The following is a 12958-nucleotide window of genomic DNA, read 5'->3' on the forward strand; positions in this document are numbered from 1 at the left end:
GTTTCAATCGGCGATCCGCCGAACCCCTTCGGTGTGACCGTTCCAACGAAAACGCTGCCGAGCGGCGCCGAGCTGCCGGCGCTCGGACTGGGTACGTACGACCTCGCGGACGACGAGACGGCCGACAGCGTGCGCGCGGCGCTCGACGCCGGCTACGCGCACATCGACACCGCGGAGGGGTATCACAACGAGGCGGCCATCGGCGACGCGCTCGCGGAGTACGACCGCGACGACGTGTTCCTCACCTCGAAGGTGCTCGCGAAGAACCTCAACTACGAGTCGGTGATCGAGTCCTGCGAGGCCTCGCTCGACCGGCTCGGCACCGACTACCTCGACCTGTACCTCGTCCACTGGCCCAACCCCGCCATCTCGCTGCGCGAGACGCTCCGGGCGATGGCGGAGCTCCGCGAGCGCGGGCTCGTTCGCGACGTCGGCGTCTCGAACTTCAGCGCGTACCAGCTGAGCTGCGCCCACCACGTCTCGGACGTACCGATCGCGGTCAACCAGATCGAGTTCCACCCGTGGTTCCAGCGCCCGGACCTCGTCGACTACTGCCGTGAGACCGACACCGTGGTCGAGGCGGCGGCACCGCTCGCGCGAACCGACGTGTTCGGCGACGAGGTCGTCGCCGAGCTGGCCGAGAAGTACGACAAGCACCCGGCGCAGGTCGTCGTCCGGTGGGCGATAGACAGCGGCGTGGTCCCGCTGCCGCGGTCGTCGACGCCGGACCACGTCCGGGCCAACGCCGACCTCGACTGGGAGCTCGACGCGGCCGACCGGCGGCGGCTCGACGAGCGCGACCGCGACGCGCCGGTGTACGACACCCCGGCCCGCGACTGGACGAGCGACGTGTACGGGATCGAGCAGTAACGGGCTCGCGGCCGCAAGCGGGCCTCAGTCGTCGAGCACCACCGACTGCCCGGTCTCGGCCGACTCGTAGACCCCGTCGAGCGCGCGCATGTCGGTGAGGGCGTGCTCGCCGTCCGCGTGGAACGGTTCGTCCGCCAGCAGGTGGTGGCCGAAGTACGCGAACTCCTCTTCGATCTGGTGGACCTGATCGAAGTCCACGTCGACCCGAGTACCGTCGCGGACGACGGCGAACCCGCGGTCCTCTCGCTCGTAGAACGCCGGATCGAGGACGAGCCTGGCGTCGGTGCCGGTGACCTCCAGCCGGCTCGCGTGCTGGGCGTTCTGACTCACGGTACACAGCGCGTCGACGTCCCCGGGGAACGCCAGCCGGAACGTGGCGTGCTCGTCGACGTCGGCGAACGCCTCGTGCTCCGAGCGGGTCCGCCCCGACACGCGAACCGGGTCGGCGCCGAGCACGAATCGGGTCGTGTTGAGCGGGTAGACGCCGAGGTCCATCACGGCGCAGCCGCCGGACAGCTCCGAGTCGAGGCGCCACTGGTCGTGGTCGCCGCCGAGCTCGCCGAGCATCGTCTGCGACATCGTCGCGTGGACGTGGATCACCTCGCCCGCGACGCCCGCGTCGAGGAGGTCCCGGAGCCGACGCACGGCGGGGTCGGTCTGCATCCGGTAGCCGACCATCAGGGGGACGTCGGCGTCTCGACACGCCGCCACGAGCCGTCGGGCGCGCTCCGGCGTCGCCTCCAGCGGCTTCTCGCAGAGGACCGCCTTCCCCTGCTCCGCGGCGGCCTCGACGTACTCGAGATGCGTCGCGTTCGGGGTCGCGACGTACACCGCGTCGTAGGCGTCCGCGGCGGCGCCGGCGCGGAACCCGTCGGGCGTGACGCCGGTCACGTCGCGCTCGGCGGCGACCGCCTCGACGGCGTCGGCGTCGACGTCGGTGACGACGGTCGCCTCGGTGTACGCCGACCGCGCGATGCCGGGCAGCGCCCACTCGCGGGCGAACCAGCCGAGGCCGACGACCGCGACTCGGACGGGGTCGGTGACGGCGCCGGGGTCGAGCGTCTCCCAGTCCCGGCGCGCGAACTCGTCGAGGTACTCCGCGAAGGCGGCTTCCATGTCCGGGTCTGCGAAGGCGGGCGTCAAATAACCACGGCGACGCCGGCGCTCACCACGACCCGTCGTAGTCCACCCGCGGCCGGTCGACGTCGATCCCGATCTCGCGGAGCGTCGCGGCCGCGTTCTGGACGGGAGCGGGGTCGGCGCGGTCGAGCGCGCCGGCCGTCGCCTCGGCGAACCGAACCGTCCAGTCGTCGTCGATCACGACCGCCGCGCGGCGCGGGATGTCGGAGTGCCCCTCCCACGCGTCGGCGAGGAGGTCGTACGACTCGGCGACGCCGCCGTGGAAGTCCGAGACGACCGGGAACGGGAGCCCGAACCGGTCGGCGTACGCGAACGCCGCGTACAGCGAGTCGCCCGTGAGCGCGACGACGGCGAGGTCGTCGCAGTCGTGCCACCCGGCGTCGCGGACCGCGGCGAACGCGGCGGTACAGGTCGGCACGAACGTCGCGGGCGCGGTACAGACGACGACGGCGTCGTGCGACTCGACGAGGCGGAACAGCTCCAGCTCGGCCCCCGCGCCGTCGACGACCGCGGGGGCGATGAAGTCGGGCGCCGTGGCACCGGTGTCGATCATGGTCGCACGTGAGCGCGGGCGGGTAAATACGCACCCCCGTCGCGGGGCGTCCGGTCCGTGCGTTTTCGACAAATTCTGTGGTATGGCGGCTGAGAGCACCGATCACGGTGGAAGAGCTATACGTGTGGCCGTCGATGGTCGACGCGTGCTCGGCCCTCACGCCGCCACGGCGCTCGCCCTCGTCGACACCTACGGCGCCGTCGCGGTCTTCGCCGTGTTCGCGCTCGAGGGCGCCCTCGTGGGGAAGGTGTTGCCGGCGCGGACGCTGTTCGTCGCCGCGGTGGTCGCCGTCGGCGTCGAGGCGGTCGCGGTCCTGCCGGTGTTCGCCGCGGCGGTGGTCGGCGCGACCGTCGGCCAGTCGGCCGTCTTCGTCGCCGTCCGGCGGTTCGACGCGGACCCGACGTCGCTCTCGGTGGTCCCCGTCAGCGACGACGCGGTCGACGGCGTGGGTCGCTGGTTCGACCGCTGGGGACTCCCCGCGGTGGCGGCCTCGAACGCGGTCCCCGGCACCCGCGGCTGGCTCGCCGTGCCGACCGCGAACGCGCCGTCCGTCTCGGCGCCCCGGTTCGCCGCCGCGTCGCTCGTCGGGTCCGCGGTGTACGCGGGCGCGCTGCTGGCGGTCGGGATCGCCGTCGCCCTCGGGTTCGGGAGCGCGTCGGCGCTCCTCGGCGCGGACCTGACGGCGGCCCTGCTGACCGCGGCGCCGTAGTCGGCCGGGGCGGGTCGACGCGCTCGCAGGAGGTCGCGCTCACGTTCGCGAGCGGGCCGGCGAGCCTTACGGGCCGCCCGGTGTGTCACAGGACCGTCCCGTGTTTCTTCTCCGGGAGGTCCTTTTGCACCTCCTCGTAGAAGTCGAACCGAGCGGCCAGTTCCGCGCGGAGGTCGGACGGCGGGACGATCTCGTCGATGACGACCTCGCTCGCCATCCGGTGGACGTCGATCCCCTCGCGGTACTCGTCGCGCAGGCGCTCCTCCTCGGCCGCGCGCTCCGCCTCGTCGTCGATCTCGGCGAGCTTCCGGGCGTAGACGGCGTTGATAGCGGCCTCCGGCCCCATGATTCCGATCTCGCCGGAGGGGAGTCCGATGACGCTCTCGGGGTCGTAGGCCGGACCGCCCATCGCGTAGATGCCCGCGCCGTACGCCTTCCGGGTGACGACGGTCTGCTTCGGGACCGTCGCCGAGGAGGTGGCGTAGATCATCTTCTTCCCCTTCTCTAAGATCGCGTCCTTCTCGACCTGCGAGCCGGCCATGAAGCCGGGGGTGTCACAGAGGTACAGGAGGGGGATCTCGTAGGCGTCACAGGTCCAGATGAACTCGGCGGCCTTCTCCGCGGCGTCCGGGAAGATGGCGCCGGAGCGCTCAGTGGGCTGGTTGGCGACGACGCCGACCGGCCGCCCGTCGATCCGGCAGAACGCCGTGACGATCTCCGGCCCGTACCCCTCCTTCAGCTCGAACACCGACTCGGCGTCGGCGATCCGCTCGATGAGGTCGTGAACGTCGTACGGCCGGTTCGGCGCCTCTGGGATCAGCTCGTCGATGCCGTCGGGCGAGAACTTCGGCGGCTTCGTCTCGCGTTTCGGGGGCTTCTCGCCGGCCCGATCGGGGAGGTAACCGATCAGCTTCGAGACCAGTTCGCGGGCGTGTTCCTCGTCGCGGGCGATCAGGTCGGCAGAGCCGGACTCCTCGGCGTGAACGCGGGGGCCGCCGAGTTCGTCCAGATCGATGTCCTCGCCGGTGACCATCTCCACCATCCGCGGGGAGGCGATCGCCATCGCCGACATCCCCTCGACCATCACGGTGAAGTCGGCGAAGACGGGCGTGTAGGCGGCGCCGGCGATACACGGCCCGTAGAGGACGCAGACCTGCGGCACCGCGCCCGAGAGCATCGAGTGGTTGTAGTAGTACTTCCCGATCCCCTCGCGGTTGGCGAAAAAGCCCGTCTGCTGATCGATCCGACCGCCGGAGGAGTCCATCAGGTAGAGCACCGGATTGCCAGTCTTCAGCGCGCGCTGTTGCATCCGGAGGAACTTCTCGACGCCCTTCGCCGCCATCGACCCCGCCTTCACCGTGAAGTCGTTGGCCATGAAGTGAACGTCGCGCCCCTCAAACTCCGCGGCGCCGGTGAGCAGCCCGTCGCCCGGGAGGCGGTCGCCGCCGGCCTCGTTTTCCGCGCCGTCCTCGTCGGCCGGCGCGTTCGGGTGCCAGTCGTCGAACGCGGCGAACTTCCCGTCCTCGAACTTCACGCCCGCCGGGCCGCCCTCCGCGGCGCTCGCGTCGCCGGCGCCGCGGGTCCCGCCCTCGCCGCCGAACCAGAGGTCGAGCCGGTCGCGGACGAACAGCTTCCCCTGCTCTTCGAGCCGGTCGCGGTACTTCTCTGGGCCGCCCTGCGAGATGTCGTCGATCTCGGCCCGCAGGTCGCGCTCGCGGTCCGTGGGACCGAGGTCGTCGTCGAGCGGGTAGTCGGGCTCCGGCGGGGCGGCGCTCGCGACCGGCGCCTCCCCGTCATCGATGTGGACGTCGACGTCGACACCGAGATGTTCGGCGAGCGATCGCGCGATCGCTTCGGCCTCTTCCGGCGTCGCCGCCGCGCCGACGTTGACTTTCATGGACGCAACACTTGCGGAGAGTCCTAAACAGTTTTCCATGCGGGATCCGCCTCGGCCGAGGCGAGCGTCGGCGCGAACGGTCGACGACCGACCCGAGAACCGCGTCCTCAGTCGAGCCGGTCGCCCAGCCGCTCGGCGACCCGGTCGAGGTGGTGACGGCCGACGACGGCCACGACGTCGCCGTCGTCCCGGAGGGCGTCGAGCCGGTCGGCCATGTGCGCCTCGCGCACGTCGTCGCTGAACGAGGCGGCCCGCGAGGGCTCGAACGCGTCCATCACGGCGCGGGCGCGGTCGATCTGGTCGCGCTCGCTCGCGGCCTGTCGCCGGGGGTCGTCGGTCCGGTCGACGTCGTAGGCGACCGGCGAGTCGGCCTCGACCCGGACCGACGTCGCCGCGGCGAGCGCGCCCGCGAAGCGGCAGCGGACGGCATTGCGCGTCACCGACGCGAGCCCGTCGACGACGCCGGGAAGCGTCTCGAGCGACCGGTCCTCGCGGTACAGGGTCGCGGCGAGCCGGCGGAGGAACGGGAGGGTCGGCCCGTCGATCCCGACGACCCGGTCGGTGGCCGCCGCTTGGATCGCGGCGCTCGCCTCGCCGCCGAACGGCGGCGGGGTCCGAGTAGCCTCGGCGTACCGCTCGAAGAGCGGCAGCGAGAGCGGCGGCAGTTCGAGCGCGAGGACGTCCGGAGACTCGTTCGCGACGACGGTGCGGGCGCGGAATGCGCTGGCGGGGTGGTCGTGGACCGTGCCGATCAGCGTGACGGCGCCGGTGGGAGTCTCGATCGAGCGACGGTGGTCGCCCGTCAGTCGCGGGTCGTCGTAGTAGGAATCCATGTGTCGGCCGGTATCTTCGGCATACCGGCGCGTAGCTCCGCTAAGAGCATGCTTCGCATAAGGATTCCTGATATCTCCGGCACCGATAATTTATATTTTCTTTGTTTGAATATAAAATAACGAGCGATCCGATAGAAGTATCTCGGCACGGGGGCGTCTGTGAGGGATCGGTCCGCGGCACGGGGGCGTCTGTGAGGGATCGGTCCGCGGCACGGGGGCGTCTGTGAGGGATCGGTCCGCGTCCCGGCGTCGGAGTCGCGTCGGCGGTCGGAGGGACCCGAAGTCCCGCCCGAGACGACGCCGAGAGCGCTCGGTCGTCAGAAGCGGGCGGGCGTCAGGGGCGGGCAGGCGTCAGAGACAGGTGGCCGTCAGAGGCGGGCAGCCGGCCCGACCCGGGCTGTCGGCCCGACCCGGGATGCCGGCTGTCCGGTGCGGCGTTATCGCTTGAGCCGTATCCCGTCGTTGTCGATCGATTCGATGTCGGCCTCGTCGATGGGATAGGTGTCCTCGTCGGCGTCGCCCCAGCCGAGTTTCGACTTGATCGTGTCGCCGATGCCCGGGTCCGGGTCGACGTGCGCGCGGTTGCCCTCGACTTTGGACACCATTCCGACCTTCTTTCCCGCCTTGTTCACGACGCGTTTCCCCTCTTCTTGTGCTGTGAGCTTCATTCGTTGTTCCTCCGCACAGAGCCCTTCGCGGGGACGGGGTATTGTAATCGCCACCATAGCGGCACGTAGGCTCGGCGAAGTCATCGGCGGCCGGACCGCCGGGATTACCCGCCGCACGTCACCGCGAACGCGACGGAGAACGCGGTCGGGGAGACCGAGAAACGGCGGCTTTCGCGGGCCCGTCGGCGGATCACTCGTCGGCGAGCGCGTCTTCGAGCCGCTCGACCAACGCCTCGTTACCGACGTAGAGGGGGACGCGGTCGTGGACGCCGTCCGGTTCGACGTCGAGGATGTCCGTCTCGCCGTCGGTGGCCGCGCCGCCCGCGCGCTCGACGATGTACGCGATCGGGTTCGCCTCGAAGGAGAGACGCAGCTTCCCGCGGGGCGCGTCGACCAGGGCGGGGTACGCGAAGATCCCGCCGTAGGTCAGCACCTGATTTACGTCCCCGACCATGGCGCCGCCGTACCGCAGCTTCAGTTCGTCTTCGACCTCGCGGGCGAAGGCGGTGAACGCCGCCGGCCAGTCGGGGACGCGCCCGCCGAACCCGTAGACGAGGGGGTCGTCGGGGAGCCGCAGGTCCGCCTCGACGACCGACCGTTCGACGTCGCCGTCGTCCTCGCGCGTGACGACCTCCTCGCGCACGCCGGACTCGTCGGCGACGACCATGGTCGTGATCGGTCCGTAGAGGACGTAGCTGGCGGCGACGAGGTCGCGGCCGGTGGCGGGCAGCGGAGCGTCGTACACGCCGACCACGGTGCCCATCGCGTTGTTCGACCGGAGGTTCGAGGAGCCGTCGAGGGGGTCGATCGCGACCGCGTAGGCGCCCTCGCCGACCGCGCCGCCGGCGTCGACCGCGGTCTCGCGCTCCTCGCTCACGAACGAGCCGACGCCGTCGACGGCGGTGATCGCGTCGCCGAGCAGTTCGTCGGCGTACAGGTCGCCGGCCAGCACCGACTCCCCGGAGGCGTTCTCCGTCCCGCTCTCGACGCGACGACCGGGGAGGGCGGCGCGGATCTCGGGGGCCGTCGCCGCGACCGCGTCGAAGACCGCCTCGGCCGTGGGGTCACCGTCGGGGGCGCCGCCGTCGGCGCGGGGGGCGTCGGGGACGGTCATCAGTCGTCGCTCTCGGCGACCGCGAGCGCCTCCGCCGGCGGGGTCTCGTCGAATATCACGGCCTCCAACGCGTCGAGGATGCGCTCCGGGTCGTCTCGCTGGAAGACGTTCCGCCCGACGGCGATGCCGGTCGCGCCCGCGTCGATGGCGTTCGAGACGTTTCGAAGGAACGCCTCGTCGTCGCGCATCGTGCCGCCCGACATCACGACGTCGGCGGGACCGGCCATCTCGACGGCGTGGCCCATCGCCTCGGCGGAGCCGGGGTACTTCACCTTCACCACGTCGGCGCCGATCTCCAGGCCGAGCCGCGCGCCGTACGAGATGACGTCCGGGCTCCCGTCGTTGCGGAGCCCCTGTCCGCGGGGGTACGACCACATGACGACGGCCATGTCGTGTTCGCGGGCGCCCTCCTGCGCCTCGCGGAACTCCTCGGCCATCTCTACTTCGTGGTTCGAGCCGCCGTAGACGGTGAACCCGACCGCGTCGGCGCCCAGCTCGGCCGCGTACTCGGCGGTACAGTTGACCGCGCTGTTCGGCTCGCCCATCCAGAGGTTCGAGGTCCCGTTGAGCTTGAGGAGGAGGTTCACCTCGTCCTCGTAGTCCGGGTAGTACGCCTCCGCGAGCCCCTTCTGGACCGCCAGCGAGGTGACGGCCTCGTGCGTGGCGAGCTCGAAGATCCGCTCGGGGTCGGCGGTGTCGGGGTTCGGTTCGAAGTCGACCGGCCCGTGTTCGAGCCCGTGGTCGTACGCGAGGATGAGCGACTTACCGTCGCGCGAGATGGGGTCAGCGGCGTGTGGGAGCATCGGCTCAATCATACGCATACAGACACAAAAAGGACGGTGGTGAACGGCGACCGCGTCGTTGAGAGAGCGACTGAAATGAGGCCGCTACTCCTCCTTTGCGTGGTTCTCGGGTAACAATAACACTACGAGAATAGTAAATTTCTGGCCGTCATGAACGGTGGCTGAAACTCCTCGCAGCGGATCGCGGGCGCGGCGAGTCAGTGTTGGGCGTCACGGGCCGCCGCGTGCCAGCGGTTGACGCGGTCGGCGTCGAGCGCTAACACGTCGGCGACGCGGTCGGGGTCCGCCGCTGCGAGGCTCCGGACGGAGCTGATCCCGGCGTCCGCCAGTAGGTCGACCGCGTCCCCGTCGTCGGCGACCGCCGAGAGCGTCGACAGCGGCGTCGGCGCTGACCGCGTGCGCCACGCCGCCTCGGCCGCGACGGGGTCACCGCTTCCGTCGGCCGCCGCGGCGTCGTCGGGCGCGTCGTCATCGCTCGGGGGAGCGTCGGCGGCTCCGCCGACCGACGGCCAGTCGCCGGCGGTCTCCCAGTCGCCCGTAGTCGAGTCCGCGCCGTCGCCCGCGTCGTCGTCCGGTTCGGAGTCGTCCGACGCCCAGTCGCCGGCGCTGGCGGCCACCCAAGCCGCTTCCTCGCTGCCGAGTCCGCGCACCTGAGCCGAGCGGCGGTCGAGTCCGTCACCGGCCTCGAACGACCACGACAGGGAGTGCTCGCGACGGATCTTCGCCGCGACGCCGGGGTTCACGCCGGCGTCGACGAGGGCACGGTAAGAGACGCCTTTCTCGCGGATGGCGGCGGCGGTCAGGTCGGCGTCCGAGAGAACCCTCTCGGTCGCCGGCCCGACCCACTTCAGGTCGACGAGTTCCTCGCTCTCGCGGTCCGCGGCCTCGTCGTCCATCTCGATCAAATCTTAGCGGACGTTCTTAAGAATCTTCCCCCGTCGACGGCGCTGAATGATAATCAGCGGGGTCGCAACGCGTCGGTTAGGGGTCGGTGCGGCCGGGACGAAGAGCCGCGTCGCGTCCGCAATACTTACGATCCGCGCGGGGGTTGGACGTGGCATGCCGTCACTCTCTGCTGTCGAAACGATCGGTGTCGTGGGCGCCGGGACGATGGGCAACGGGATCGCGCAGGTCGCGGCGACGGCGGGCTACGACGTGGTGATGCGCGACGTCGAGCGGGAGTACGTCGACCGCGGCCTCGACAGCGTCGAGGACAGCCTCGACCGGTTAGCCGCGAAGGACGCGCTCGACGAGGAGCCCGAAGCGATCCGCGACCGGATCGCGGGCACGACCGACCTCGCGGACCTCGCGGACGCCGACCTGGTGATCGAGGCCGTGATCGAGGACCTCGACGTGAAACGCGAGGTGTTCGCCGACCTCGACCGCGTCACCGACGAGGACGCGGTCCTCGCGACGAACACCTCCACGCTGTCGATCACGACCATCGCGAGCGCCACGGAGCGCGCGAGCGACGTGGTCGGCCTCCACTTCATGAACCCCGTTCCGATCATGGACGGCGTCGAGGTCGTGGTCGGCGAACGGACCGACCCGGCGGTCACCGAGTTCGCGCACGCCTTCGCCGAGGACCTCGGGAAGGAGACGTGGGAGGCCGACGACAAGCCCGGCTTCGTCACCAACCGCATCCTGATGCCGTGGATAAACGAGGGGATCCGGGCGTACGACGAGGGCGTCGCCGACAAGGCGGACATCGACCGCGGCATGAAACTCGGCACGAACGTGCCGATGGGGCCCCTCGAACTCGCCGACCACATCGGCCTCGACGTGGCGCTCGACGCCAGCGCGACGCTCCACGACGAGCTCGGCGACCGCTACAAGCCGGCGTACCTGCTCAAACGGAAGGTCGAGGCCGGCGACCTCGGGAAGAAGACGGGCCGCGGCTTCTACGAGTACGAATAGCCGGATATCGGCTCTGCGGGGGGTTACGCCCCCTTCGCGTCCGCGTCGCGGTCGTCGTCGGCCGTCCACCGGCGCGCGCCCGGAAGGAGCCCGACCAGTTTCGTCACGTAGCCGAACTTGAAGAGGCCGAGCTGCGAGAGCGCGCCGAGGACGAACACGCCGAGGAAGGCGGGCGCGGAGAGGTCGAAGAGGAGGGGTTCGACGGTGGTCTCCGCGGCGGCCGTCTCGAAGCTCGCCGGCGTGAGCGACCGCGACGCGAACGCCGCGCCGATGAGCGCGGTCGAGACGACGAGCGTCGTCCGCGTGAGCACGAACCCGAACAGCGCGCCGACCGCGACCCCGGCCAGCGTCGCCCCGACGAGGAGCGCCGTCCCCTCGAGCCCAGCCGCGTCGGCCGCGTACAGCGGCCCGACGGCGAACCGTCCGGCGAACCCGCCGACGACGCCGCCGATCCCCAGTACCGCGAACGAGAGGCCGGCGTACGCCAGGAAGCCGCCGAGGAGCCCGCCGACCGCGACCGCACCGGCGGTGAGGACCGCCCCGTCGACCGCGAGGAGCCCGACGACGTTCGGGGCGAACAGGTACCCGGCGCCGGCGCCGACGAGCAGCCCCGTCAGCGTCACCGCGTAGACGGAGACGGCCGCGCCGACGAACGCGAGCGCCAGCCCCGCGAGGACCAGACCGCCGTTGAGTGGGGTGAGCATACGCTATCGTGGCGCGCGCTCGCACTTAAATTGTCGCGGCCGAGAGGACGGGAAGGGCGAACGGCGCTGCGGTCGGGGACTCCGCGTCCCAGAACCGACAGTCACCGCGCGCGGCTCGCCGCCTGCCGGTCGACGTACCGCGTGTAGCCGCCGACGGCGAGCCCGAAGCCGACGAAGAGCAGTGCGAGCCCGAAGAGTCGGCTGGTCCCGGCGGTCATCACCGCGAGGACGACGCCGAAAAGCAGCGCGAACACGCCGGCGACGACGACGCCGACGTCGAGCAGCGGCGACGGCTGAACGGCTCGGCAGTGCGGACAGACGCGCGCGTCTCCGACGATCGGTTCGCGGCACTCGACGCAGCGGACGCGGTCGCTCGACACGGCAGGGCTTCGGCCGCGACGGGAATAAAAGCGCTGCGGCGTCTCAGTCCGCCCCCGCGGCCGCGGTCGGCTCGTCGTCGGCGTCCAGCGTCTCCTCGACCTGCGTGAACACCACGACCAGCGCGAGGGCGGCGGCCGCGGCGCCGACCGCGAAGGGGACGACGAAGCCGAAGCCGTAGAGCCACCCGGACGCGAGCGGGCCGAGCGCGACGCCGAAGCCGAAGCCCATCGTCAGCACCGACAGCGTGGTGCCGGACTCGCCCTCGCGGGCGAGGTCGCCGGCGAGCGCGAGCGACGGCGCGAACACGCACGCGACCGCGACGCCCTGCCCGAGCCGGACGATCAGCATCAGGACGGGTTCCACCACGAGTCCCTGAAGCAGGGTCGTCGGCACGAGGAGGACGAACCCGACGAGCAGGAACGGCCGGCGACCGATCCGGTCGCTGGCGCGCCCCACCGGGACCTGAAAGACGACGTTGGCGATGGTCACGGCCGCGAACTGCGCGCCGAACCACACCGGCGGCTGGTCCAGTCGGACGTTCACCTGGTTCTGAAGCGTCGCGAACAGGGCGATACACGCCCCCATGGCGACGGTCGCGAGCCCGAGCGTGAACACGGGGTCGAGCAGGCGGTCCTCGCCGCGGACCCGGATCGACACGTCGTCGCCCGCCTCGGCCACGTCGTCGGCGTCGTGGACGAGCAGGAAAACGAGGGCGAAGCTGAGGTACGCCCCAGCGCAGGCCGCGACGAACGCGGCGTCGAACCCGTCGAGGACGGGTAGCCCCACCGGCGAGAGGTCGTACGGCCCGGCCTCGACGACCGCGCCGGCGAGGACCGGACCGAAGCCGAACCCGATGAGGCGGAACGTGTTGTACACCCCGAAGTTGCCGCCGCGGTCGGTGTCGGCCGCGGCGTACTCGTTGACCAGCGCGACCGTGGCGGGGATGATCAGCGCCGCGCCGAGGCCCTGGATCGCGCGCAACGCGACCAACATCGGGTAGCTCGTCGCGACCGTGTAGAGCCCGCTGGCGGTCCCGAGGAGGAGGATGCCGGCGAGCACGAAGGGGCGCCTGGAGCCGGCGCGGTCGGACAGTCGCCCCGTAAACGGCTGTGAGAGGCTGTTGAGGAAGCCGAAAAGCGAGAGAACGATCCCGATGAGCAGCGGCTCGGTCAGCGTGATCGCGGCCGCGCCGACCCCGACCTCGGCGCCGAGCAGGCTCTCGATGTCGACGAGGTCGCTGGCGATGTACAGCGGGAGGACGACGATGAGAAAGGAGTTCCCGGCCGCGCCGACCATCCGCGCGAGCGCCAAGACGACCACGCGGCGGTCGGTGTCGGTGACCCCGGAGAGCAGTCCCATTCGCCCGAAT

14 protein-coding genes are annotated in these 12958 nt (G+C 71.0%); 3 read left to right on the forward strand and 11 right to left on the reverse strand.

Annotated elements, in window-relative coordinates; all coding sequences use genetic code 11:
* Positions 1 to 33 precede the first annotated feature (33 nt).
* Complete coding sequence (locus tag ABDZ89_RS01100) at positions 34 to 870, forward strand: aldo/keto reductase (RefSeq protein WP_343775782.1); 837 nt, start codon at positions 34 to 36, stop codon at positions 868 to 870.
* A 24-nt stretch (positions 871 to 894) separates the two neighbouring features.
* Here ABDZ89_RS01100 and gfo6 read toward each other — a convergent pair whose 3' ends face one another.
* Both gfo6 and ABDZ89_RS01110 read right to left on the reverse strand, forming a co-directional pair.
* A complete protein-coding gene (gene gfo6, locus ABDZ89_RS01105; RefSeq protein ID WP_343775785.1) occupies positions 895 to 1986 on the reverse strand; it encodes a D-xylose 1-dehydrogenase Gfo6 in 1092 nt (363 codons plus the stop codon).
* 49 nt (positions 1987 to 2035) lie between these two features.
* Positions 2036 to 2563: a redoxin domain-containing protein gene (locus tag ABDZ89_RS01110; RefSeq protein ID WP_343775788.1), complete on the reverse strand. Its 528-nt coding sequence runs from the start codon at positions 2561 to 2563 to the stop codon at positions 2036 to 2038.
* Between the two features lie 145 nt (positions 2564 to 2708).
* On the opposite strand from ABDZ89_RS01110, the gene ABDZ89_RS01115 reads away from it, so the two are divergent.
* Positions 2709 to 3272, forward strand: coding sequence for a DedA family protein (locus ABDZ89_RS01115; protein ID WP_343775791.1), 564 nt, complete (start codon positions 2709 to 2711; stop codon positions 3270 to 3272).
* Positions 3273 to 3357: 85 nt separating this feature from the next.
* Here the strand turns inward: ABDZ89_RS01115 and ABDZ89_RS01120 are convergent, their stop codons facing one another.
* From ABDZ89_RS01120 to ABDZ89_RS01145, 6 genes are all read right to left on the reverse strand, one after another.
* The gene (locus tag ABDZ89_RS01120) at positions 3358 to 5169 is read right to left on the reverse strand and encodes an acyl-CoA carboxylase subunit beta (RefSeq protein ID WP_343775794.1); all 1812 of its coding nucleotides are present in this window, start codon (positions 5167 to 5169) and stop codon (positions 3358 to 3360) included.
* 107 nt (positions 5170 to 5276) lie between these two features.
* Positions 5277 to 6002, reverse strand: coding sequence for a TraB/GumN family protein (locus ABDZ89_RS01125; protein ID WP_343775796.1), 726 nt, complete (start codon positions 6000 to 6002; stop codon positions 5277 to 5279).
* A gap of 437 nt (positions 6003 to 6439) precedes the next feature.
* A complete protein-coding gene (locus tag ABDZ89_RS01130) occupies positions 6440 to 6670 on the reverse strand; it encodes a PRC-barrel domain containing protein (RefSeq protein WP_343775799.1) in 231 nt (76 codons plus the stop codon).
* Between the two features lie 190 nt (positions 6671 to 6860).
* Entirely contained in the window at positions 6861 to 7784 is a 924-nt protein-coding gene (locus ABDZ89_RS01135; protein WP_343775802.1) for a class 1 fructose-bisphosphatase, read from the reverse strand.
* Complete coding sequence (locus ABDZ89_RS01140) at positions 7784 to 8587, reverse strand: class I fructose-bisphosphate aldolase (RefSeq protein ID WP_343775805.1); 804 nt, start codon at positions 8585 to 8587, stop codon at positions 7784 to 7786. The genes ABDZ89_RS01135 and ABDZ89_RS01140 overlap by 1 nt, the downstream gene beginning before the upstream one ends.
* Positions 8588 to 8784: 197 nt before the next feature.
* Positions 8785 to 9483, reverse strand: a complete 699-nt coding sequence (locus ABDZ89_RS01145; RefSeq protein ID WP_343775808.1) for a helix-hairpin-helix domain-containing protein — start codon at positions 9481 to 9483, stop codon at positions 8785 to 8787.
* Positions 9484 to 9646: 163 nt separating this feature from the next.
* Between ABDZ89_RS01145 and ABDZ89_RS01150 the strand changes: the two genes are divergently transcribed.
* On the forward strand, positions 9647 to 10504 hold the full coding sequence (locus ABDZ89_RS01150) for a 3-hydroxyacyl-CoA dehydrogenase family protein (RefSeq protein WP_343775811.1): 858 nt from the start codon (positions 9647 to 9649) through the stop codon (positions 10502 to 10504).
* Between the two features lie 23 nt (positions 10505 to 10527).
* Here the strand turns inward: ABDZ89_RS01150 and ABDZ89_RS01155 are convergent, their stop codons facing one another.
* The 3 genes from ABDZ89_RS01155 to ABDZ89_RS01165 form a co-directional block, all read right to left on the reverse strand.
* Complete coding sequence (locus ABDZ89_RS01155) at positions 10528 to 11208, reverse strand: phosphate ABC transporter permease (protein ID WP_343775815.1); 681 nt, start codon at positions 11206 to 11208, stop codon at positions 10528 to 10530.
* 101 nt (positions 11209 to 11309) lie between these two features.
* Positions 11310 to 11588, reverse strand: coding sequence for a zinc ribbon domain-containing protein (locus ABDZ89_RS01160; protein WP_343775818.1), 279 nt, complete (start codon positions 11586 to 11588; stop codon positions 11310 to 11312).
* 43 nt (positions 11589 to 11631) lie between these two features.
* Positions 11632 to 12948: an MFS transporter gene (locus ABDZ89_RS01165; RefSeq protein WP_343775821.1), complete on the reverse strand. Its 1317-nt coding sequence runs from the start codon at positions 12946 to 12948 to the stop codon at positions 11632 to 11634.
* Positions 12949 to 12958 lie beyond the last annotated feature (10 nt).

Origin of the sequence: Halorubrum ejinorense, assembly GCF_039522565.1 — an archaeon.
In the GTDB taxonomy this organism is placed as follows: Archaea; Halobacteriota; Halobacteria; order Halobacteriales; family Haloferacaceae; genus Halorubrum; species Halorubrum ejinorense.